The 20,680-nt window shown below is 70.6% G+C and carries 22 protein-coding genes and 1 pseudogene; 12 read left to right on the top strand and 11 right to left on the bottom strand.

Annotated features, from left to right (window positions below; translation table 11 throughout):
• Window positions 1–18: 18 nt before the first annotated feature.
• Window positions 19–1,413 carry an aminopeptidase P family protein gene (locus Mco01_RS00115; RefSeq protein WP_204054867.1) on the bottom strand — a complete coding sequence of 465 codons (1,395 nt, stop codon included), beginning with the start codon at window positions 1,411–1,413 and terminating at the stop codon, window positions 19–21.
• A 169-nt stretch (window positions 1,414–1,582) separates the two neighbouring features.
• Here Mco01_RS00115 and Mco01_RS00110 point away from each other — a divergent pair, with 169 nt between their 5' ends.
• A complete protein-coding gene (locus Mco01_RS00110) occupies window positions 1,583–2,011 on the top strand; it encodes a CBS domain-containing protein (protein ID WP_036323608.1) in 429 nt (142 codons plus the stop codon).
• Window positions 2,012–2,065: 54 nt separating this feature from the next.
• On the opposite strand, the gene Mco01_RS39685 is transcribed toward Mco01_RS00110, so the two are convergent.
• Window positions 2,066–5,398 carry a S8 family serine peptidase gene (locus tag Mco01_RS39685; protein WP_275410454.1) on the bottom strand — a complete coding sequence of 1,111 codons (3,333 nt, stop codon included), beginning with the start codon at window positions 5,396–5,398 and terminating at the stop codon, window positions 2,066–2,068.
• 247 nt (window positions 5,399–5,645) lie between these two features.
• Here Mco01_RS39685 and Mco01_RS00100 point away from each other — a divergent pair, with 247 nt between their 5' ends.
• The gene (locus tag Mco01_RS00100) at window positions 5,646–5,900 is read left to right on the top strand and encodes a Smr/MutS family protein (protein ID WP_036321177.1); all 255 of its coding nucleotides are present in this window, start codon (window positions 5,646–5,648) and stop codon (window positions 5,898–5,900) included.
• A gap of 221 nt (window positions 5,901–6,121) precedes the next feature.
• Here the strand turns inward: Mco01_RS00100 and Mco01_RS00095 are convergent, their stop codons facing one another.
• From Mco01_RS00095 to Mco01_RS00085, 3 genes are all read right to left on the bottom strand, one after another.
• Entirely contained in the window at window positions 6,122–6,658 is a 537-nt protein-coding gene (locus Mco01_RS00095) for a GNAT family N-acetyltransferase (RefSeq protein ID WP_204054866.1), read from the bottom strand.
• A 218-nt stretch (window positions 6,659–6,876) separates the two neighbouring features.
• Window positions 6,877–7,347, bottom strand: coding sequence for a GNAT family N-acetyltransferase (locus tag Mco01_RS00090; RefSeq protein WP_204054865.1), 471 nt, complete (start codon window positions 7,345–7,347; stop codon window positions 6,877–6,879).
• Window positions 7,341–7,814: a rhodanese-like domain-containing protein gene (locus tag Mco01_RS00085; protein WP_204054864.1), complete on the bottom strand. Its 474-nt coding sequence runs from the start codon at window positions 7,812–7,814 to the stop codon at window positions 7,341–7,343. The genes Mco01_RS00090 and Mco01_RS00085 overlap by 7 nt, the downstream gene beginning before the upstream one ends.
• Window positions 7,815–7,907: 93 nt before the next feature.
• Between Mco01_RS00085 and Mco01_RS00080 the strand changes: the two genes are divergently transcribed.
• From Mco01_RS00080 to Mco01_RS00045, 8 genes are all read left to right on the top strand, one after another.
• Window positions 7,908–8,399 carry an Lrp/AsnC family transcriptional regulator gene (locus tag Mco01_RS00080; RefSeq protein WP_204054863.1) on the top strand — a complete coding sequence of 164 codons (492 nt, stop codon included), beginning with the start codon at window positions 7,908–7,910 and terminating at the stop codon, window positions 8,397–8,399.
• Between the two features lie 209 nt (window positions 8,400–8,608).
• Entirely contained in the window at window positions 8,609–9,121 is a 513-nt protein-coding gene (locus Mco01_RS00075; RefSeq protein WP_239103223.1) for a GNAT family N-acetyltransferase, read from the top strand.
• Window positions 9,122–9,289: 168 nt separating this feature from the next.
• On the top strand, window positions 9,290–9,775 hold the full coding sequence (locus tag Mco01_RS00070) for a DUF2975 domain-containing protein (RefSeq protein WP_204054861.1): 486 nt from the start codon (window positions 9,290–9,292) through the stop codon (window positions 9,773–9,775).
• Window positions 9,775–9,996, top strand: coding sequence for a helix-turn-helix domain-containing protein (locus tag Mco01_RS00065; RefSeq protein WP_204054860.1), 222 nt, complete (start codon window positions 9,775–9,777; stop codon window positions 9,994–9,996). The genes Mco01_RS00070 and Mco01_RS00065 overlap by 1 nt, the downstream gene beginning before the upstream one ends.
• A gap of 111 nt (window positions 9,997–10,107) precedes the next feature.
• The gene (locus tag Mco01_RS00060) at window positions 10,108–10,506 is read left to right on the top strand and encodes a VOC family protein (RefSeq protein ID WP_204054859.1); all 399 of its coding nucleotides are present in this window, start codon (window positions 10,108–10,110) and stop codon (window positions 10,504–10,506) included.
• A 183-nt stretch (window positions 10,507–10,689) separates the two neighbouring features.
• Window positions 10,690–11,133: an ester cyclase gene (locus tag Mco01_RS00055; protein ID WP_204054858.1), complete on the top strand. Its 444-nt coding sequence runs from the start codon at window positions 10,690–10,692 to the stop codon at window positions 11,131–11,133.
• 249 nt (window positions 11,134–11,382) lie between these two features.
• Window positions 11,383–11,817, top strand: coding sequence for an ester cyclase (locus tag Mco01_RS00050; RefSeq protein ID WP_204054857.1), 435 nt, complete (start codon window positions 11,383–11,385; stop codon window positions 11,815–11,817).
• Between the two features lie 153 nt (window positions 11,818–11,970).
• Window positions 11,971–13,140 carry a PLL family lectin gene (locus Mco01_RS00045; protein ID WP_204054856.1) on the top strand — a complete coding sequence of 390 codons (1,170 nt, stop codon included), beginning with the start codon at window positions 11,971–11,973 and terminating at the stop codon, window positions 13,138–13,140.
• A 204-nt stretch (window positions 13,141–13,344) separates the two neighbouring features.
• On the opposite strand, the gene Mco01_RS00040 is transcribed toward Mco01_RS00045, so the two are convergent.
• The 3 genes from Mco01_RS00040 to Mco01_RS00030 form a co-directional block, all read right to left on the bottom strand.
• Complete coding sequence (locus Mco01_RS00040) at window positions 13,345–14,895, bottom strand: M28 family metallopeptidase (protein WP_204054855.1); 1,551 nt, start codon at window positions 14,893–14,895, stop codon at window positions 13,345–13,347.
• 129 nt (window positions 14,896–15,024) lie between these two features.
• Window positions 15,025–15,753: a cation diffusion facilitator family transporter gene (locus Mco01_RS00035; protein WP_239103222.1), complete on the bottom strand. Its 729-nt coding sequence runs from the start codon at window positions 15,751–15,753 to the stop codon at window positions 15,025–15,027.
• A complete protein-coding gene (locus Mco01_RS00030) occupies window positions 15,750–16,172 on the bottom strand; it encodes an ArsR/SmtB family transcription factor (RefSeq protein WP_204054854.1) in 423 nt (140 codons plus the stop codon). The genes Mco01_RS00035 and Mco01_RS00030 overlap by 4 nt, the downstream gene beginning before the upstream one ends.
• A gap of 237 nt (window positions 16,173–16,409) precedes the next feature.
• On the opposite strand from Mco01_RS00030, the gene Mco01_RS00025 reads away from it, so the two are divergent.
• Complete coding sequence (locus tag Mco01_RS00025; protein ID WP_204054853.1) at window positions 16,410–17,738, top strand: hypothetical protein; 1,329 nt, start codon at window positions 16,410–16,412, stop codon at window positions 17,736–17,738.
• A 20-nt stretch (window positions 17,739–17,758) separates the two neighbouring features.
• Here the strand turns inward: Mco01_RS00025 and Mco01_RS00020 are convergent, their stop codons facing one another.
• From Mco01_RS00020 to Mco01_RS00010, 3 genes are read right to left on the bottom strand one after another with little or no spacing between them, the layout of a single operon-like run.
• Entirely contained in the window at window positions 17,759–19,021 is a 1,263-nt protein-coding gene (locus tag Mco01_RS00020) for an RNA polymerase sigma factor (RefSeq protein ID WP_239103221.1), read from the bottom strand.
• Window positions 19,018–19,356: a YciI family protein gene (locus tag Mco01_RS00015; RefSeq protein WP_204054852.1), complete on the bottom strand. Its 339-nt coding sequence runs from the start codon at window positions 19,354–19,356 to the stop codon at window positions 19,018–19,020. The genes Mco01_RS00020 and Mco01_RS00015 overlap by 4 nt, the downstream gene beginning before the upstream one ends.
• 14 nt (window positions 19,357–19,370) lie before the next feature.
• Window positions 19,371–19,967 (bottom strand): dihydrofolate reductase family protein, encoded by a 597-nt coding sequence (locus Mco01_RS00010; RefSeq protein ID WP_204054851.1) that lies wholly within the window; start codon window positions 19,965–19,967, stop codon window positions 19,371–19,373.
• Between the two features lie 530 nt (window positions 19,968–20,497).
• Between Mco01_RS00010 and Mco01_RS00005 the strand changes: the two are divergent.
• Window positions 20,498–20,680, top strand: a pseudogene (locus Mco01_RS00005) (glycoside hydrolase family 11 protein); the annotation flags it as partial.

Raw genomic sequence — 20,680 nt, 5'->3', positions numbered from 1 at the left:
GTCCGGGCCCGTCGCGGGTCAGCCGGTGAGGGCGGCCATCCAGGACTCGACCTCGTCCGGGTGGCGGGGGAGCCCGGACGACATGAGGCGGGCGCCGTCGGCCGTGACCACCAGGTCGTCCTCGATGCGCACGCCGATCCCGCGCAGCTCAGGCGGGAGCGTCAGGTCGTCGGGCTGGAGGTACAGGCCCGGCTCCACGGTGAGCACCTGCCCCTCCTCCAGCACGCCGTCGAGGTACGTCCCGGCGCGCGCCCGGGCGCAGTCGTGCACGTCGAGGCCGAGCATGTGGCCGCTGCTGCACAGGGTGTAGCGGCGGTGGAGGCCCGCGTCCGCCTGAGCCCGGGTCAGCAGCCCCCAGTCGACCAGGCCGTCGCCGATGACCCGCATGGCGGTCTCGTGGAACTCCCGGAAGCGCGCCCCCGGCCGCAGGACGCCGATGGCGGCGCTCTGCGCCTCGTACACCAGCTCGTAGACCTGCCGCTGCACCGGGGAGTACGCGCCGGACAGCGGCAGCGTGCGCGTCACGTCGGCCGTGTAGAGGTTGTCGCCCTCCACCCCGGCGTCCAGCAGCAGGAGGTCGGCGGCGTCGAGCGGGCCGTCGTTGCGGATCCAGTGCAGCACGCAGGCGTGCGCGCCGGAGGCCACGATCGACTGGTAGCCGACCGCGTTGCCCTCCAGGCGGGAGCGCAGCCCGAAGACCCCCTCGACGTACCGCTCGCCCCGCGGGTGGGCGAGCGCGGCGGGCAGCGCCCGCACGACGTCCTCGAAGCCGCGGACGGTGGCGTCGACGGCGCGCTGCAGCTCCGCGACCTCCCACTCGTCCTTGACCAGCCGCAGCTCCGACAGGGCCGCGGCGAGCTCGGCGTCGGCCGTTCCGGACGGGGGCACCAGCGCGTCGACCGAGGGGTCGACGCCGCGCAGCACCCGGGCCGGGCCGGTCAGCGCGTCGGGCAGCCGGTCGATGTGGACGCACTCGATCTGGTGCAGGGCCTCGGCCTCGGCCAGGTCGGGGCGGTGCCCCACCCAGAACTCGCCGTACCGGCGGTCGCGGTAGAACTCCTGCCCCTCGGAACGGGGCGGGCGGGGACGCAGGAACAGCCGGGCGGCGCCGGAGGGCTCGATCACGAGCACGCAGTCAGGCTGCTGTCCGCCGGTGAGGTGGGCGAACGCGCTGTGCGCCCGGAAGCGGTGGTCGTCGTCGTTGCTGCGGGCCACCAGGACGCCGGAGGGGACGACGAGCCGCTCGCCGGGGAAGCGCTCGGCGAGCCGGGCCCGCCGCTTGGCCGCGTACGGGGCGACGGGGAGCGGCTCGGGATCGGCCCCCGCCGCGGCACCCCAGCCGGTGCGCATGAACTCCGCGAGCTCGTCGCTGATCGGCAGATCGTGACTCCCGGTGTTCAGCTTCTCCGTCATCGGCCATCCCGTTCCCAAGGCTGCAGCGTTATTTCACATGCTAGGGGCGAGGCCCTTGACGGGCCACGACGACCGCTGTTGCCTGGGGAAACAGGCTTATGCCGCTCCAGCCGGCCGGCCGGAGCGGGAGACGGGGATCTCCCCCGGGTGCCCCTGGAAGGCGGTGTCGATGCTCATCGGTACGATCTTGCAGAACAAGGGAACCGGCGTGGCGACCGTGCGCCCGCACGCGACGGTGACCCAGCTCCTCGCCGCGCTGGCCGAGCTCAACATCGGCGCGGTGGTGGTGTCGGAGGACGGGCTGACCATCGACGGCATCGTGTCCGAGCGCGACGTGGTGCGGCGGCTGCACGAGCGCGGCGCCCGCGTCCTGAACGAGCCGGTGTCCTCGATCATGACCTCCGAGGTGCGGACCTGCTCCCCGGACGCGAACGTCGAGGAACTGCGCCGCACGATGACGAACCACCGGGTCAGGCACGTGCCCGTCGTCAGGGACGGCCGCCTGGTGGGCATCGTCAGCATCGGCGACGTGGTGAAGAGCGCGATCGAGGAACTGGAGACCGAGAAGGAGGCCCTGGTCGGCTACCTCCACGGCTGACCGGCGGCGAGAAGGGGCCCGGCGGGCGAACCCGCCGGGCCCCTCGCGCGCCGTCTACTGGACGGTGATCCGGTCGACCTCGACCGTGATGCCCTTCACCTGGGGGGTGGAGGTGCCGGTCGTGACCGTGCCGGTGCCCGGGGACGCGCCCTTCACCGTGAAGGAGTAGCTGAGCGTGCCGCCGGGGGCGCCCGGCGTGCTGGCGATCCGGTAGTCCTGCGTCGGCGGGCCGCTGATCTGGCTGCCGGCGGTGCCCTCGGCGTTCTCGGCGCCGACCGTCAGGCCGTACGCCGCCCCTGGGTCGCCCGGCAGGTGGCCGGGATCGTAGGCGTACGAGATGTCCTCGGCGCCGTTGAGACCGATCCACTGCTGGAAGACCTTCAGGTCGCTGGTGCCGTACAGGTAGACGTGCCACTCGACGACGAGCCAGCGGTTCACCCCGTCGCTCAGGGTGCCGACGTAGACGCCGGGCGCGCCGGTGCCGTTCAGGTCGGTCCAGTACGTCGCGAGGACGCCGTTCGGCGGCGCCGCGTCGGGCAGCGTCTGCGGCGCGAACTGGATGTCGGCGTTGCCGTTGGTGCCGCCGGCCACCGTGTAGCCGTCGGAGACGACGCCGATCCTGGTGAACGTGCCGCCCGCGTAGGTGAACGCCGGGACGTTGTAGTTGAGCGCCTCCTCGTCCCCGATGGGCGTCGGCGCGATGCCGAAGTCCGCCAGCGAGAGCCACCCGCCGGCCGGGTTGGCGCCCGGCGCGATCGACGGCTTGTCCGGCTGCCGCGCGGCGAGGGTCTTGCGCGCCGTCACGAGCTGGGTGCCGACCCGGGTCGCCCCGGTGGCCGCGGTCGCCCGGAGCCTGGTGTCGAGCACGGTCGCCGCGGTGACGTCGGCGTCCTCCAGGGTGGTGTTCTGGACGTTCACCGTGCAGGTGGACTGGCCGGTGTTGCGGGCGATCGTCGTCGGCGTGCAGGTCTGGTCGATCGGCACCGCGCCCTCACGCCGGTAGAACGCCACCGGCAGGTGCTGCTGACGCGAGCCGCCGACCTGCTTGAGGTCGACCTGGCCGAAGTACTGCCCCTCCGGCAGGTCGGGGGCGGTGATCACGACCGAGACCGTGACGCTCTTGCCGGGCTTCACCGTGAACAGCGGCGGCAGCACGGTGATGTTCGCGCCGCTGACGGTCGTCCCGGTCGCCGCGTACGTGAGCGAACCGCTGGTCGTGTTGACGAACGTGCGCTTCGCGCTGATCACGCCCGGCATGATCGGGGCGTTCACCGACGGGACGTTCAGATCGATCCGGTTGAGCGGGTCGGCCGCCGAGGCCGCGTAGTGCGCGGCCGTCTCGTCGAGGGTCAGCCCCGCGTCCCCGGCCTTGGACAGGTCGATCCGCCCGCCGCCGTAGTCGAACGGGTCGGCCGGGGTGGTGCGGTCGGGCTTGACGACCTTGGTCGTGGCGGTCGTCTCCAGCGCCGACTTCACCTGGCCGGGCGTCCACGACGGGTGCAGCGCGAACAGCAGCGCGGCGGCGCCGGCGACGTGCGGCGACGACATCGAGGTGCCCGCGATGGCCTGGTACAGGTTCCCCGGCGGGCCCTCCAGCTCGGACTCCGGTGTCGGGGTCTGGCCGGCGAGGATGTGCAGGCCGGGCGCCGTGACGTCCGGCTTGAGGAAGTCGCCGCCCGGCCCCCGGGAGGAGAACGTGGTCATCACGTCGCCCTGCCAGGTCGCCTTCTCGCCCTGCGTGAACGTGGCCGTCGCGCCCGGGTGGGAGGCGAGGAAGCTCAGCAGGACGTCGGTCTCCGGCTTGTCGATGTGCACGGCCGGCAGCCAGTGGTTGTCGGTCATGATGTCGAGCGGCGTGGCGTTGTACAGGATCATGCCCGCCGCGCCGCCCTTCTTGACCTGCGCGCCCTTGAGCACCCGGTTGGGGCCGCGCTGGCAGGCGACGATCTTGCCGGCGAACAGCCCGGCCGGCGGCGTGTTGACGCACAGCGGGTCGCTGTACGGCGGGTCGGAGGCGAGCACCACGGGCAGCGGCGTCGAGATCCCCTGCGTGATCGACGCCCCCTTGATCGACGGCCCGCCGGTCAGCGTGATCGTCGACTGGAACGTCCGCGACTGCGTGGAGGCCGCTACCGTGGTGACCCAGGGGCCGCGGTGGTCGGTCGTACCGGCGCCCGGGCCCGAGTTGCCGGCCGAGGCCGACACGAACACGCCCGCGGCGTACGCGTCGAGGAACGCCAGCTCCACCGGGTCGCTGTACGGGTCGGCGCCGCCGGAGATCGAGAAGTTGATCACCCGTACGCCGTCCGCGATGGCCTGGGCGACCGCCGCGACCGAGTCGGACTGGTAGCAGCCCTCCGCGCCGCAGACCTTGTAGACGGCGACGTGTGCGGCGGGGGCGATGCCGTGGATCGGGCCGCGGTCGATGCCGAGCGGGTTGGCGTGGTCGGCCGGGCCGCCGGCCGAGGTCGTGGCCGTGTGCGTGCCGTGCCCGTTGGAGTCGCGGGCGCTGTCGGGGTACATGTCGCCGCCCACCAGCGCGTTGTACGTCGCGAGGAACGGCTGGCCCGAGATCAGCTTGTGGTTGCACGGGAAGACGTCGTTCGCCTGGGTGAGCGGGTTGTCCCCGAAGTTGCAGGTCCGGGGCGTGCCGTCCGCCTTGGGCGGGGGAGCTGGCAGCGTCCCCGGGTCGTTGAACTGCGGATGCTCCGGCCACACGCCCGAGTCGAGGATGCCGACGATCACGCCCTTGCCCGAGGAGTTCGCCCCGCCCAGGCGGTTGTAGATCGTGGGCGCGCCGATGAACTCGGGGCTGGAGTCGGTCAGCGGCTGCTCCCTGCGGTCCTCCTGGACGGCCGCCACACCGGGCAGCTTCAGCAGGTCGGCCGCCTTGTTGGCGGGCAGGGTGAGCGCCACGCCGCCGTACACCGTGCGGAGCTTCTGCCCCACGCGCGCGCCGGAGATCTTCTTGCCCAGCTCGCCGAGGAAGGTGTTCTCGATGCCCTCGATGTGCTTGGCGTACTTGGTCGTGTCGGCGCTCTTGAGGTCGAGCGGGCGGCCGGTGACCGAGGGGCTCGTCGCCGGCAGGCCCGACAGCCCGCCCTTGTACGCGGCCAGGGAGTCGTAGTCGAGCTTGACCATGACGGTCGTCTGGTCTGCGGAGGTGGACCTCAACAGGCCCTCGTCGCTCTTGGCGAGCTGGCCGCTGGGGGACTTGGCGCCCTGTGTCCGCTCGGCGCCCGTCAGCGCCGTCGCGGTCCACGACCGCGAGGGGGTGGGGCTCGGGTCCGCCGCGGCGGAGCCCGCGGGGATCGTCGCGGCGATCAGGCCGAGGCCGCCGACGACGGCGGCCGCGCGTAAGTAGCGAGGCGGGGGCTTCCTTGACACGACACCCTCCCTGTAACCGGTGCGGCCTCGCCGTCCGGCGGCAGGAGGGTGCGCGCCGCCCGGAAGACGCGGGAGGACGGCGGCCCTCCCCGTGGGCGACGAGCGAACGGCCACCCGTGCCGGGTGGCCGAACCTGACAGGGAGTCTAACTGGCGACCATTTTGCAGACTAGATCGTTCTATAGAACGATTTTTCATGGGATTTTCGGGTGAGACGGGGGAGGGGGCGTCGTCCTAGACTCGGGGTCGTGAAGCTCAAGCTGGATCTCCACGACATCTACAACAAGGGCAGCGAGATCGACCGCGCGCTGCACGGCATCATCCAGGAGGCCGTCCGGAAGAAGGCGACACAGGTGGAGATCATCCCCGGCAAGGGGTCGGGGCAGCTCAAGAAGAAGGTGCTGCGCTTCCTGGAGCAGAAGGAGATCAAGGCCCTCTACCACCGGATCGACAAGGACGCCAAGAACCACGGCCGCCTGTTCGTCTACTTCCAGTGGAAGTAAGGGCACCCCGCGTCTGCCAGTATTGATCTTCCTGAGGGCACAACCAGGGCACTCGACCCGGTCTGCTCTTGCGTGAAGAACGCGTCCATGGCCCTGCGCGCCCGATCCGCTGCGTTCGGCATCAGGTGGGTGTCCGTCCGGAGCGTGAACCCAGGGTCGGCGTGACCGAGGTACTCGGCGACCGTACGAATGCCGACCCCGGCACCGAGCCACGCCGACCGTCAGAGCCTTCTCGTGGTGAACAGGGTGGTCCCGTAGACCGCGTCCACTTCCTTCCGCTCGGTCTCGGTGAACCCGACCTTGGCCAGTACACGGCGAGAAGCGGTGTTCCACTCCCAGACCGTGGCCCACAGACGTTCGTACCCGGACGATCTTGCCCAGTCCAGAACCGCCAACGAGGCCTCGGTCGTGTATCCCTGACGCCAGACTCGGCGTAGCAGCTCGAACGCCAGTTCCGGTTCCCCTTCCGATCCTCGTCCGCTGTCGACCAGCCCGCAGTAGCCGATAACGTCACGAGCGGCCTTCCGCTCGACCGCCAGCAACCCGATCGACGATGGCTGGTTGGCGCGGATCGAATCCTCGAGCTCTGCGACCGTGGGGTGTCCATCCGCGTCGATTCGGCGGTGTGGCGGCACTCGTGGATCCCGTTCTGTCCACAGCTCACGCTGGACGACAGCCTCGGCTACCCGCCAAGGTCTGAGCAGCAGGCGACTCGTCTCGAGCACAACCTCGCGGCCCGGAGTCACTTTACCTGTCATGACAGCAATCCTCTCACGGGCGAAGCTGGACTCTCTGAGAGGAGCCCAAGCTCCGGCGGCGCGCTCAGCGCCCGAGTGACAGCTACGCAGGCTGAACCGCGTGCCAGATGCGTGCCAGAACAAACGGCGACAAGCTGACAGCGCGGGGATCAAGGACTAATCAGAACTACGACGTGTGATCTGTAGCGTGGCGCCACCCGGAGTCCCATACCGGTTGGCTAGACGCGGAGCGAGAACCTGACCTTTGAGGATGCCTGGGCTCCTGCCCGGTCATAGAAGCGGATGGCGTCGGCGTTCCAGTCGGGCGTCTGCCATTGCACCTGCACCGCGCCGAGGGCCGCTGCTGTGCGCTTCACGGCGTCGAGCAGTTTGCGCCCCCAGCCTTCCCCTCGGTGTGGCTCGGTGATGAACAGGCAGTCCAGGTGGAGGTAGTCGGCCGCCTGCCAGGTGGAGAACTCAAGTGAGCATGTTGCGTAGCCGATCAGTTCTCCCTTGTGATCGGCCACGAAACACCACGCCCTCGGATGTGCCGAGAACAAGGCGGACTCCAGGCGAGCCGCGAGATCGTCAGGGAGAGGTTCGGCGCGCTCGAACGTGGCATGGGCGGCGCACAGTCTCGCCACTGTAGGCAGGTCGGCCGGCACGGCTGGGCGGACCGTGCCGCCCAGCCGTGTGGTGTCCATCAGCATGCGCAGGTGATGGAGCCGATGGGAGCGGTCAACGGGTCCGCCTCACGCTGCTCGGTACCGGTCGGAGATACAACCGGGAAGCCCTCGCGGATCCAGTACTCGATACCACCGATCATTTCCTTGACCCGGTAGCCGAGCTGGCTGAGGGCGAGCGCCGCGCGGGTGGCGCCGTCGCAGCCAGGCCCCCAGCAGTAGGTGATGACCGGGACCTTGGGGTCGAGCAGGCTTGTGGCCCGGGTCGGGATGTCGGCGGTGGGCAGGTGAACCGCGCCCGGCACATGACCTTGCTGCCAGCCGGCACTCCCCCGCGAATCGACCAGAACGAAGCCCGGGTTGTCAGAGTCGAGTGAGGCGCGGACGTCGGAGACGTCCGCCTGGAAGGTGAGGCGTGCGGTAAAGAAGGCGGCGGCTTCGATGGGAGGCGCGGGCGGCACGCGCAGTGCAGGGCTTGCAGCAGGGTTGTTCATGCGTGAAACACTACGAAGTGTCACCACACACCGGAACAGGCGATCCCCGGCTGTTCCGGGCTGCGACCGGGGATCTAATGGTATTTGTTGTCTATGGCCGCCGATTTCATCGACCAGACCGACATGCGCATCCTGGAAGCCCTGCAGGAGAACGGACGGGCCAGTTACGCCGAGCTAGCACGGATCGTGTCCATGTCGGCCAGTGCTGTCAGCGAGCGGGTGCGGCGGCTGGAAGAAAGCGGTGTGATCCGCGGGTACTCGGCAGTGGTGGACCCGCAACAGCTGGGACTCGGCATCCTGGCCTTCGTGCGCCTCCGCTACCCCACGGGCAACTACAAACCGTTCCATGATCTGGTTGCGACCACACCTGAAATCATAGAAGCCCACCACGTCACAGGCGAAGACTGCTTCGTGCTCAAGGTCCTCGCCGCTTCCATGCGCCACCTCGAAACAACGACGGGCCGAATCGCCGGACTCGGCTCCGTCATGACCAGCGTCGTCTACTCCAGCCCAATCTCGGACCGCGCGATCACGACGATGGCCTCATCCCAAGAGCGGCAAGATCGGGCGCATCGGCCTGCATGACGATCTTGTGGCCCATCGAGGCTGACGCGCTGACCCATGCCTGTGCTCGTCCGCGAACTGCACCGCCACGGCGGGCATCACGAAACACCCGAGCCGGGATTGTTCACCCGGCCGCGCCCATGGCTCGGCCGGTGAGCCATGCGTTCATCCCCGAGTTGAACGTCGTTCTAGAGGGTTGTTAGCGTGCGCGCATGTCAGATCTAGGACATGTGGCTTGGCCGCCTGAGCTGATCCGGACCGAGCGGCTCGTGCTCCGTGAGCCCGAGGCGCGGGACCGTACAACGTTCGTCGAGCTGCTCGCCTCGCCGGAGGTGCACACCTACCTCGGCGGTCCCCGCCCACGTGACGAGCTTGAGCGTGAGATGCCGGAGGTGCCGGAGCGATGGCCGGGGAGTTTCGTCGTCGAGCTCGACGGGGCGATGATCGGCCAGATCCTGCTCAGGAGAGCGGCCGGGCACCGTCGCCCGGCTGCCGTGGGGAAGGCCGATCTCGGTTACCTGTTCCTTCCGAGAGCCTGGGGGCACGGGTACGCCGCCGAGGCGTGCGCGGCGGCACTCGACTGGTTCGACGGCGTCCTTCCCGGCGAGCCGGTGGTGCTCACCACCCAGAGCGCCAACGTCGGCTCGATGCGCCTCGCGGCAAAGCTGGGGTTCACCGAGGTCGAGCGGTTCCAGGCCTGGGACGCCGAGCAGTGGCTGGGCCTGCGGCCCGCGGCCATGTGATGGCCGCCGCCTCCGGCGGGGGCGCCGTACCTGCCGTCGCCGGCCCTCTGCCGTCTGCGGGCCCATACTGGCCATCAGGTCTTTCAGCTCCGGTGAGGCCGGCTTCGACCTTGCGTCATCTATCGACATTCGATAGATTCCTATCGTGACTCGATGGAAGGATAGGCCGTGGGAAAGCTGACAGTGCATGCGCTGCGTGCCGTGCTCCTGGTGGTGCTCGCCGGCACGGTGTTGATACAGGTATCGATGGTGTGGGCGTTGGCCACCGATCCGGAGGACGGGTCGCTCCCGCTGACCCCGCTGCGCGTGATCACGATCCTGGGCATGGTGTCGGTCCAGGTCGCCCTGGTCTGCGTACTGCGGCTGGTGTCGATGGTGCGACGTGGAACCGTGTTCTCCCACGCCGCCTTCCGGTACGTGGACGGCGTGATCGGTGCGATCGTGGCGGCCGCTCTCGTGTGGTTCGCGGTCACGATCGTCAACGCGCCGGGCCAGCGGGACGACCCGGGCGTCACCCTGATCATGGGCGGGGTCGGCGTGGGCATCCTCGGGGTCGCGCTCATCGTGCTCGTGCTGCGGATGCTGCTCGCCCAGGCCGTCGCGCGCGACGTCGAGGCGGCGCAGATGCAGGCCGAGCTGGACGAGGTGATCTGATGCCGATCGCCGTCGACATCGACGTGATGCTGGCCAGGCGGAAGATGTCCGTGGGCGAGCTCGCGGACCGGGTGGGGATCACGCCCGCCAACCTGGCGGTGCTCAAGAACGGCCGCGCCAAGGCGGTGCGCTTCGCGACGCTCGCCGCGCTCTGCGAGGTGCTCCAGTGCCAGCCGGGCGACCTGCTGCGCTGGGAGGCCGAGGACGTCGCGGGCGGATGACATGCCTCAGGCGATCGATTCCCGAGGGTTGGCCCTGGCCTACCCGGACGTACCGGACGGGCGGTGCGGCCCCCGTAGACTGAGCCCCCGTCCGTACCGTCTGAGGGAGTCATGACCAGTAGGTTCACTGAATTGGTCGTCGACTGCCACGATCCGGAGCGGCTCGCGGCCTTCTGGTGCGCGGTCCTGGACTTCACGGTGATCGACCGGACCGAGGGCAAGGTCGAGATCGGCTCCTGGGAGCCGACCGTCGAGGAGGTCCGGGCCCGCCAGATGCCGCCCACCCTGACGTTCATCCGGGTGCCCGAGGGCAAGACCGTGAAGAACCGGCTCCACCTCGATGTCAGCCCGATCGACGGCAGCACCGACGACGAGGTGGCCAGGCTGCTCGGCCTCGGCGCCGTCAAGGTGGACGTGGGACAGGGTGCCGGCCGGAGCTGGGTGGTCATGGCCGACCCCGAGGGCAACGAGTTCGACGTCCTGCGCACCCTGTACCGTCCACCTGCATGATCGAGGGCAGGACGGGCTGTCCGCTCGAAACGGCGGTGCGGCGCGGGTATACACCCATTTGCCCCGACTGGGAGATTGCCCGGCATTCCCTGGCGTGTCCGCGACGGCCTCGTGGTTCGTGATCGACCTCACTCTCGGTAGTGTGATCATGGGTTGACATCCGACCACGGAGGAGCCACGGCCATGGCTGACAAGTGGGAGATCAAGCGCAGGCTGGCCGACGCGATCAACGACCACGACGTGCCCCGAATGCTCGATTTGTTCACTGAGAACGCCGTCTTCGTCTCGCCCGTAGGACTGGCAGAGGGACGCGAACAGATCGCTTGGATCTTCGAGCAGTTCTTCAAGGGCTTTCCGGACCTCCACCTGACGGTGTGGTACGAGGCCACCGGCACCGACAATCCCCTGGTGGTCGAATGGACGGGGACCGGCACGCAAACCGGGCCGTTCCTGCTGCCCGACGGGCGGGAACTGGAGCCGACAGGCCGCCGCATCACGCTGCGCGGGACCTGCGCCTCGTTCATCGAGAACGGAAGGGTCGTCACGCACCGGGAGTACTTCGATCAGTTGGAGCTGTACACACAGCTCGGCCTGCACCTGGCGAAGGACGATCCGGCGTCCGCATAGCGTTCACGGGGGAGGCCCTGGAAGGTCACGTCCACGTGCCACCGGCCGGCGTCTTCCCATCGCCAGGGCGGAGCCCGGGGGTCCCTCCCAGGACGCCCTGGCCAAGCTGAGCGCCGCGGCCCGTGACGCCGAGTCGCCTGCTCGGGCCTGAGTGGCCGTTCGCTCGATGAGCACCCTCGGGCTGAGACGGTTCCCCACGTCCGGATAGCGTGGTGGATGGGTGGAGACCGCGACGAGGGGGACTCGCGCATGTCGAACCTGACCGGCCTTTCGGACGACCTGATCAACGCGATGAACAGGCACGACCTGGACGGCGCCCTGCGGTGCTACACCGAAGGAGCGGTCTACGTCTCGCCGGTCGGCGTGGGTGAGGGCCGCGACGAGATCGCCTCGTTCCTGGGCGCGTTCCTCACCGCCTTCCCCGACGTCCGCTGGACTCCCTGGAGCAGGGTCGTCGTCTGCGGCAACGTCCTGATCACGCAGTGGGTCATCACCGGCACTCACCACGGCCCGTTCTCGATGCCGAACGGCGAGATCATCGAGGCCACCGGCCGGTGCGTCAACGTGCGGGGGTGCTCCCTGCGCACCATGGACGGCGATCGCATCGCCGTCCACTGCGTCTTCTACGACCAGCTCGAACTGTACGCCCAGCTCGGCGCCGAGCTCGTTCTCCCGCGCCCCTGATTCGCGCGGCGGGCCGAGCCGACCCCGGGTAGGAAATGGCGGCCTACCAGGGGCTATATCGGACCTATACCGCGTGTCCGACCCTCACCCCGAGCCGATTCCCGGCTCGCGGAACTGGAGGGCTGGATGCCGGACAAGAGTTTGAGACGGCTCATGAAGCGATTCATGGGGCTGTCCGTCGTCGCGGTCATGCTGACGGCGTTGGGTGTCTCGACGGCGATACCGGCGTCGGCGGCACCCGCCCTGTGGGGCACGGTCGTCGGTACAAATGAGGACGGGCGACTGGAAGTCTTCGCGTTCGGTCTCGATGACACTCTCTACGCGAACTTCCAGCTTCCCAGCGGCGGCTGGAACGGCTGGCAGGCCCGCGCCCGAATTCCCGACGGTGTCGTTACCCAGGGGCCGATCGTCAGGTCGAACAAGGACGGCCGCATGGAGGTGTTCGCCGGGACGGCCGACGGCAGGCTTTACCACATGTGGCAGCTCGCAGCGAACGGCGGCTGGAGCGGCTGGGCGCAGCTCGGCAAGTGGAACCTGATGACCGGTCTCTCGGTGACCACCAACAAGGACGGCCGCATCGAGGTGCTCCTCTCGGACGGCGCCGACCTGTGGTCGGTCTTCCAGACCTCGGCCACGCCGGGAACCTCCTGGTCGTCGCTCAACCTCGGCAGGCCGACCACCACGTTCCTGATCAACGGCCCGGTGGCCTCCGCGCAGAACGACGGCGGGCGGCTGGAGGCGTTCGCCGTGGGGTGCGGCATAGCGAGCCCATACGGTTGCGGCATTCCGGCGATCTACCACAAGTGGCAGCTCGCTCCCGGTGGCGCCTGGAGCGGCTGGGCGCCGATGGAGCACTGCAACGAGACCACTCTGGCGACGATAGCCGCCGCCAAGAACGAGGACGGACGACTCGAGCTCGTCGCGATCATGCCGACCAACAACGTGTACCGGGGAGACTTCTGCCACATGTGGCAGCTGAGCACCGGCGGCTGGTCCGGCTTCGACAACCGCGGCAACGGCGAGATCGACACGACGGCCCCGGTGGCGATCGCCAACAACGATGACGGACGCATCGAGGCGTTCACGGTTCGCGTCGACGGCGTCATCCAGCACATGTGGCAGACCGCGAAGAACGGCGGCTGGAGCGGCTGGGACAGGCTCGGCACGTTCACCGGCTTCACCCGCTCAGGGCTCGGCGTGGGCCGCAACAAGGACGGCAGGCTCGAGGTGGTCGCCACCCGCGGCGACGGTCAGCCGTACCACATCTGGCAGACCGCGAAGAACGGCGGCTGGAGCGACTGGGCGCCACTGGAAGCCGGCTGACCCCGTCGAGCAGGTCCGGTACCCGGGGCCCGCCGGCCACTGTCACTGGCGGAACGGACCGGGCCGCTCTGTCACAACCGTGACGACGGGAAGGCGTCCGGCGATCAGGATCTCGGGGATCGCCGGACGCCTGGGCCCGGCCGGCGGGCCGCCGGCCGGGTCCTTCGACGCGGTCACGGCCACGCCACGGCCGGGTCTGTCCTGTTACTCGGCGGCCCGCCCGCGGAGGCCGGTCTGGGCGGATCGAGCCGCCGCGGTCCGCGCGGTGGTACGCGTGTCCGGGCCGGGCAGGTCGCGGCTGAACGCGTACACCACGGTCGCGGTGGCGATGGCGCCGGCGTTCAGCAGCAGGGCCTTGTCGTTGATGTTGGCGATCGTGTCGCAGGCCTGGTGGTAGCAGGAGTCGTAGGCCTGGCCGGCGGTGCCGCCGAACAACGCCTGCTCCTCGGGGGTCTTGACGCCCTCGGCGCCGGTGAACAGCCCGCCCGCCGGGATGCCGGCCGCGATGAACGGGCCGTAGTCGGACCGGCCGTCGAAGTCGGTGCCCACGTGGCCCTGACGGATGGTGTCGAAGTACTTCTCGAAGAGCTTCTCGATCTCGTCGGATCCGGGGGGACCGGCGGGCGAGCCCACCGCGTCCGAGTCGTCACCGTCGTAGATCTTCAGCGCGTAGTTGGGGGAGGCGACCATGTCGAAGTTCAGGTACAGCCTGATCTTGGCCAGGTCGGCCGGCGACAGGCTCGCGACGTAGTGCTCGGACCCGAGCAGGCCCAGCTCCTCCGCGCTCCAGAAGGAGAAACGCAGCTTGTTGCGCGTCGGGATCCTGCCGAGCTTCGAGGCGATCTCCAGGATCGTGGCGCTGCCCGAGCCGTTGTCGTTGATTCCCGGTCCCGCCGGCACGCTGTCGAGGTGCGCTCCGAGCTGGACCACCTTGGCCGGGTCGCCCCACTTGGAGTCGGCGATGACGTTCTGGGTCGTGCGGATCTCGCTCGTGGTGTCGGTCTTCACGCGCACCGCGGTCCCGGCGGTGGAGAGCTCCTGGCCGACGGCGAAGCTGACGCCGACCACGGGGATGTGCACGGTCGGCTCGCCCAGCGTGCCCTGGAGCGTGTCGGTGCGCCCCGGCTGGCCCTCGTTCATGATGATCGCCCCGGACGCGCCCGCGGCCTGCGCGTTCTCCGCCTTGACCTGGAAGGTGCAGGTGCCGCGCTGGAGCAGCGCGATGCCGCCCGGCGTGAACCCGGCGAAGTCGGCGGCCTCGCACCCGGAGGTCGAGCTGCTCGGCGTGGGGCCGGGCGGCAGCATCAGGTCGACGTTCTGCACGGAGGCTGTGACGTCGCCGGACCCCGAGTAGGTCATCGTGGCGAAGTCGCCCACACTGCTGCCGTCGGGCGGGGTGGGGGCGTACGTCTTGGGGGAGGGCGCGGTCCGCTGGAGCACCGCTGTGGAGTTCTCCCGGAAGTACGGGAACTGGAACGGCTGGACGGTGACGGCGTAGCCGGCCTTCTTGAGCTGGCTCGCCACATAGTCGCGAGAGGCGTCGAAACCGGGCGTCCCGGCGGCGCGGGTGCCGCCGTTGGCGTTGGCGATCTCCTGCAGTTTCTGCAGGTGCTTCTTGATGCCGGACACGGCCACCGACTGCGCGATCTGCGCGGGGTCGGGGTCGGCGCTCGCCGGCGAGGCCGGTACGAGCGGAAGCATGAGGGCGGCGGCCGCGGTGGCGGCGCCCACTCTCGTGCCGAGGGCGATGCGCATTGGGCTCTCCTCCGGGTCCAATGACAGGGGTCCCCGATACGTACTGATCGGGAAAACTAGCCGCAGTTGGAGAATCCGTGAAGGCCCGTAAAGGTATGAGTCCGACTCGCGATACAGCTCGTGGCGCCGTCAGCAGCACTCCTCACCGCGCCACGCGTCGCGTCCCTCCGTGACGGCGACGGCGGCGACGGCCAGGCCGATCAGGGGATCCAGCCACCACCAGCCGAGCCACGCGTTGGCGGCCAGACCGGCCAGGACCGCGCCGGCCAGATAGGCGCACAGGAGATTCTGGGTGCCCTCCCCGGCGGTGGCGCCGGAGCCGAGCCGGGCGCCGAGCCGGTGCTTGGCGATGCCGAGCAGCGGCATGAGGACGAGGCTGAGCGCGGTGAGGACGATGCCGGGCACGCTGGACTCGGCCGCCTGCCCGGAGACGAGCTTGTGCACGGCCTCGACGGCCACGTAGGGGGCCAGCAGCCAGAACGAGACCGCGACGGCCTTCTGGGCGCGCCCTTCGGCGGTCTCCGACAGGGTGCGGGAGCCGGTGAAGCGCCAGATGACGATGACGCTTGCCAGCCCCTCCACGGCGGATGACAGCGCCCACCCGATCAGCGCGATGGAGGCGGCGGCCACGCCCGCGGCGATGCCGGCGGCCCCTTCGACCGTCATCCAGACCAGGCTGACCCATGACAGGGCCCTGGCCCAGCGGGCCGCCCGCACCCAGCCCTCGTCGCGACCGGCTCGCTGCGCCCCGGAGGCGGGGACCGCCGCCGCGGCGGCGGAGCCGCAGCAGGCGTCCGCGCAGGCGCAGGCCGGGGTGTCCGCAGGAGTGGACGGCAGGGCGGGCGGGTGCTCGGTCATCGCCTCATCTCGCTTTCGTCGTCCGGACGCGCGTGACCCTCGTGCCGGACGTGGACGAGGGCCAGGTCGAACAGCATCCGGACGTGGCTGTCGGCGAGCCGGTAGTAGGACATCCGCCCGCTGCGGCGGACCCTCACCACCCGGTTGGCGCGCAGCAGTCGCAGGGCGTGCGACGCGGCCGACATGCTGTGGCCGGTCGCGGCCGCCAGGTCGCACACGCACATCTCTCCCCCTTCGAGCATCGCCGCTATCAGGCGCAGCCGCCCCGGATCGGCGAGCAGCCCGAAGACCCGCGCCAGGTCGCCGACCGTCTCCTCGGACGGCAACGCCTCGCGGACACCGGCCACCCGTTCGGCGTCCACCACCCGGACCGCGCAGCCGTCGGGCGCCAGGGGCACGACATGTGAACGCTCGCTCATTCGACGGAGTATGTGTCCGCCGATTCCTGCCGTCAAGACATCTCCTGGCCTGGCCATCGGTCTGTCACCCTCTCGCCGCCGCCACGAACGGGCAATCCATACTTGCCCACTCGCTCACATGTGTAAGTGGGAAGGTAACTGGATAACTACGGAGAGTAAACAGGCCGCATCCGGCGTCCGCCGTGCGGTCCGGCCACGACTTTCCACCCGTTCAGCAGATCAAGGAGGTGCTCACGCATGTCGTCATGGACCGTCGTGTGGGCCATGGGGCCCGTGTCCGCCGTTCAGGCGCCCCGGCCGGAGGCGGTGGGCGCGGTCCTGCTCGTCTGCGTCTCCACCCTCGTCGGCGCGTTCCTCGCCCGGCGCAACTCGAAGCGGATGAGCCTGTGGCTGGCCGTCGCGTCGGCGATGATCCTGGTCACCGCTCTCGTCGACCTCGCCCCCGACGCGTGGGCGGAGGCGGCCGAGGCCGGCGTCCCGCCCTGGGCGCTGGGCCTGTCGGCCGGATTCGGGTTCCTCGTCATCACCTACTTCACCCGCCGCGGCTGCGCCTGCCCGGACGACCAGCCGCCCCGAGCCGGGATGCACGCCCCCGGCCTGCACCGGCGGGTGAAACAGGGCGTGGACGCGGCGGTCTTCGGCGGCATGGGCACCGCCGCCGCGCTCACCCTGCACCGGGCCATCGAGGGCGCCGCCCTCGCCCTGACGGCCTCCGTCGTGGTCGTCATCGCCCTGGTCGTGCACTCGGCCAGCGAGGGCCTGGCGCTGGCCGCGCTGCTCGACATCGCCAGGCGGCGGCTCGTCCCCTGGCTGGTCGTGGCCTGCCTCAGCCCGGCGGTCGGCGTGCTGACCGCGTCCCTCAGCCCCCTGCCGGACCGGATCGTCCCGATCCTGCTCGCCGTCGTCATGGGCGTGCTCTGTCGCACCGCCATCGTCGGGATGAAGCTCGCCGCCGGCAGACAGGAGAGCGGGCGCCTGTCCCCGCGGCACATCGCCATCGCCGCCGGCGCGGCGGCGGGGGCGGGCATCCTCCTGGCCGGCGCGCACACCCTCGACGGCGACGACGGTCACGAGGAGGCCGCCGGCGGGACGATGTCCGCCGAGCTGGACAGCGCGGAGGCGGCCATGACGGTGACGCCCGCACCCACCGCGCCCCCGCGCCGCAAGCAGCAGGACCACCCGGCCTCAGGGCTCCCGCCGACCTCGCACACCACCTCATCGGCGGGTTCAACGGCACATGGCCGCCTGCCTGATCAGCCGCCGGAGGCGGCCGCGCCGCTCAGCCGGAGTGAGCTGAGCCGGGCGGTCAGGTCCGGACGGCTCAGCCTCACCCAGGTCCTCGAGCGCACGGATCCGGTCACCCGGCAGACCCCCGTCCGCAGCGTCCTGCGCGCCCTGCCCGGCGCCACCGCCCAGTCCGTCCGCACCCTTCTCGCCGCCACCGGCATCGGCGCCGGAGAGCAGGTCGCCGACCTCAGCGACCGGCAACGCCGGATCCTCCTGACCGCAGTCGGAGACCAGGCGAGCCCGACGGCCGCGAAGCGCGTCGACCGGCCCGGCACGTGACCCCCGACGCGCCGACACATTCAGCAGGCGGCCCGGGAGCGGAGGTAGCGGCGCTCGGCGGCGTTGCCGGTGAGCTCGGCGGCCCGCCGGTAGGCCGCCGCCGCGTCCTCCGTACGGCCGAGGCGGCGGAGCAGGTCGGCGCGCACGGCGTGGAGGACGTGGTGGCGGTCGAGGCCGTGGAGGGCGTCCACGAGCGGCAGGGCGGCGGCGGGGCCGTGCACCTCGGCCACCGCGACCGCACGGTGCAGCGCGACGACCGGCGTGGGCGTCAGCGCGGCCAGGTGGTCGTACAGGGCGAGGATCTGCCGCCAGTCGGTGCCGGCGGCGGTGGCGGCCTCGCTGTGCACGGCGTTGACGGCGGCCTGCACCTGGTAGGGGCCGGGCCGGTCCCGGCGCAGGCACTCCCTGAGCAGCGCGCGGCCCTCCGCGATCAGCGCGCGGTCCCACAGCCCGCGGTCCTGGTCGCCGAGCCGCACGAGCTCGCCGTCCGGACCGGTGCGGGCCGGCCGCCGCGCCTCGATCAGCAGCATGAGCGCGAGCAGGCCGAGCACCTCCGGCTCGTCGGGCATCAGCGCCGCGAGCAGCCGCCCGAGCCGTACGGCCTCTGCGCTCAGGTCGTCGCGGGCGAGCTCGCCGCCCGAGCTCGCGGTGTAGCCCTCGTTGAAGATCAGGTAGACGACGGCGAGGACCGCGTGGAGGCGGTCGGGCAGATCGGCGTCGCGCGGCACCCGGTACGGGATGCCGGCGTCACGGATCTTGGCCTTGGCCCGGACGAGCCGCTGGGCCATGGTCGGTTCCGGCACGAGGAACGCACGCGCGATCTCGGCCGTGGACAGCCCTCCGAGCAGCCGGAGCGTGAGCGCCACGCGGGCGGCGGGCGCGAGCGCCGGATGGCAGCAGGTGAAGATCAGCCGGAGCCGGTCGTCGTCCACCGGGCCCTCCTGTCCGGGATCGGGTGCGTCGCCGGGCGCGTGCACCAGCAGCGCCTCGGCCTGCCGGCCGGCTCGCGTCGACTCGCGGCGCAGGCGGTCGATCGCCCGGTTGCGGGCCGTCGTGATGATCCACCCGGCCGGGCTGGGGGGCGGCCCGTCGACCGGCCAGCGCCGCACGGCCGAGGCGAACGCGTCCTGCACCGCCTCCTCGGCGAGGTCGATGTCGCCGAACACGCGGACCAGGACGGCGACCGCCCGGCCGTACTCCTTCCGGAAGATCCCCTCGATGTCGCCGCCGTTCATACCGCGGTTCGTATCGCCGTTCATGTCGCCGGTCATGTCGCCGTTCATGCCAGGGGCCGCACCTCGACCGGCAGCGTGGCGGCGCGGGACATCCTGGCGCCCCACTCCAGCGCGGCGTCGAGGTCGGGCGCGTTGATGACGGTGAAGCCGCCGAGGTGCTCCTTCCCCTCGGTGAACGGGCCGTCCGTGAGCAGCGCCTCGCCATCGCGGTAGCGCACGACGGTCGCGCTGCTCGCCGGGCGCAGACCGACCGAGAAGACCCAGGCGCCGGCGGCCTTCATCTCCTCGGCGAGGACGCCGAGGTCGGCCATGATCGGGGCGAGGACCTCCGGTGGCGGGGGCTCGCCGTCGGGCTGGTACACACTGAGCAGGTACTGCCGCATGTCACGTGATCCTCTCAGCCGGCCGGGCGGTAGGTCGCGACGATGACGCCGTTGGGGGCCGGCGAGGCCTCGACCAGCTCCAGCGTGCCGTACGCGTGCTCACCCTCGGCGAACAGCCTCGTCCCGGTGCCGAGCGTGAGCGGATGGATCGCCAGCGTGTAGACGTCGACCAGACCGGCCCGCGCCAGTGACCGCACCAGCTCGCCGCTGCCGAGCACGACCAGGTCGCCCTCGACGTCGCGCCTGAGCGCGGCCACGGAATCGGCCGCGTCACCCTGCACGAGGACCGAGTTCTTCCAGGGCAGGGGCTCCACGAGGCTTCGCGAGGCGACGTACTTGCGTCGCCGGTCGAGCACCTCGGTGAACGGGTTGCCGTCGGTCTGCTTCGGCCAGAAGCCGTGGAACTGCTCGTAGGTGCGGCGGCCGAAGAGCAGCCCGCCGTCCCCGCTCATGGCCCTGCCCATGCCCATCTTCTCCGCGATGACCGGATCGGCGTACGGGCGGGCCCAGCCGCCGTGCCGGAAGCCTCCCCGCGCGTCCTCGTCAGCGCCGCCCGGCGCCTGCATGACCCCGTCGAGCGTCACGTTCTCGACCACGACGACCCTGCCCACGGTGACCTCCTCACGTCGCGGCCGGCCCCTCGCCGGCCCGTCACCAGCTATACGAACGACTCGTCCCCGGATCGACACCGCGACGGGAGACGTCATCAGGAGGGTCGGAGCCCGTCTGACGGAGACCGAGAAGGTTTCCGAAACTTTCGGAGACAGGGGCGCGGCTTCGGCATGCTTCGGCGATCGACATGGATGGCGGCTGCGCAGGTGGCGGCGGGGACCGAGCTGCGCGGGAATCTTCCGTCCACGGTGAGGTTACCGGGATGTTTCGAGAACCGTTGACAAGCGCCTGACAGCGAGCCGATACTTTCGCCAGTCAACCGATAGTTTCGCTGCCGACGGGGCGCTCCGTCGATCCGAATCGCTCCGTCGCGACCTGGTCCCCCGGACGTCGACCGCACGACGACCGGCCCACCCCCCGCGCGCCGCACGACATCGGCGAGCGGCGGCCGCCACCCGGCCGCCCGCCACCGCCGTGGTCGTCGCGCGCCCCCGGCCTCCAGCCGGCTCACACCAGGAGGAACACGCAGATGTACGACATCCCCATCCGCCGCAGAGGCCGCGGGCGCGGCCGTGCCGGGCTGTTCGCCCGCGCCTGCGCCGTGGCGCTGGCCATGGCCGTGGCGCTGGTGCCCGGCGTCGCCCACGCGGCGATCACCAGCAACCAGACCGGCACGAACAACGGCTACTTCTATTCGTTCTGGACCGACGGC

Source organism: Microbispora corallina, assembly GCF_016863035.1.
Lineage (GTDB): Bacteria > Actinomycetota > Actinomycetes > Streptosporangiales > Streptosporangiaceae > Microbispora > Microbispora corallina.
The sequence above is the reverse complement of the archived record's forward strand: the minus strand, read 5'-3'. Positions and strand labels throughout refer to the sequence as shown.

Excerpts from the sequence above, each read along its gene's own strand:
- Mco01_RS00055 (WP_204054858.1), top strand. The coding sequence starts at position 10,690 with ATGGCTGACAAGTGGGAGATCAAGCGCAGGCTGGCCGACGCGATCAAC.
- Mco01_RS00030 (WP_204054854.1), bottom strand. The coding sequence starts at position 16,172 with ATGAGCGAGCGTTCACATGTCGTGCCCCTGGCGCCCGACGGCTGCGCG.
- Mco01_RS00015 (WP_204054852.1), bottom strand. The coding sequence starts at position 19,356 with ATGCGGCAGTACCTGCTCAGTGTGTACCAGCCCGACGGCGAGCCCCCG.
- Mco01_RS00095 (WP_204054866.1), bottom strand. The coding sequence starts at position 6,658 with ATGACAGGTAAAGTGACTCCGGGCCGCGAGGTTGTGCTCGAGACGAGT.
- Mco01_RS00090 (WP_204054865.1), bottom strand. The coding sequence starts at position 7,347 with ATGCTGATGGACACCACACGGCTGGGCGGCACGGTCCGCCCAGCCGTG.
- Mco01_RS00045 (WP_204054856.1), top strand. The coding sequence starts at position 11,971 with ATGAAGCGATTCATGGGGCTGTCCGTCGTCGCGGTCATGCTGACGGCG.
- Mco01_RS00065 (WP_204054860.1), top strand. The coding sequence starts at position 9,775 with ATGCCGATCGCCGTCGACATCGACGTGATGCTGGCCAGGCGGAAGATG.
- Mco01_RS00060 (WP_204054859.1), top strand. The coding sequence starts at position 10,108 with ATGACCAGTAGGTTCACTGAATTGGTCGTCGACTGCCACGATCCGGAG.
- Mco01_RS00020 (WP_239103221.1), bottom strand. The coding sequence starts at position 19,021 with ATGAACGGCGACATGACCGGCGACATGAACGGCGATACGAACCGCGGT.
- Mco01_RS00035 (WP_239103222.1), bottom strand. The coding sequence starts at position 15,753 with ATGACCGAGCACCCGCCCGCCCTGCCGTCCACTCCTGCGGACACCCCG.
- Mco01_RS00080 (WP_204054863.1), top strand. The coding sequence starts at position 7,908 with ATGGCCGCCGATTTCATCGACCAGACCGACATGCGCATCCTGGAAGCC.
- Mco01_RS00050 (WP_204054857.1), top strand. The coding sequence starts at position 11,383 with ATGTCGAACCTGACCGGCCTTTCGGACGACCTGATCAACGCGATGAAC.
- Mco01_RS00025 (WP_204054853.1), top strand. The coding sequence starts at position 16,410 with ATGTCGTCATGGACCGTCGTGTGGGCCATGGGGCCCGTGTCCGCCGTT.
- Mco01_RS00115 (WP_204054867.1), bottom strand. The coding sequence starts at position 1,413 with ATGACGGAGAAGCTGAACACCGGGAGTCACGATCTGCCGATCAGCGAC.
- Mco01_RS00110 (WP_036323608.1), top strand. The coding sequence starts at position 1,583 with ATGCTCATCGGTACGATCTTGCAGAACAAGGGAACCGGCGTGGCGACC.
- Mco01_RS00085 (WP_204054864.1), bottom strand. The coding sequence starts at position 7,814 with ATGAACAACCCTGCTGCAAGCCCTGCACTGCGCGTGCCGCCCGCGCCT.
- Mco01_RS00040 (WP_204054855.1), bottom strand. The coding sequence starts at position 14,895 with ATGCGCATCGCCCTCGGCACGAGAGTGGGCGCCGCCACCGCGGCCGCC.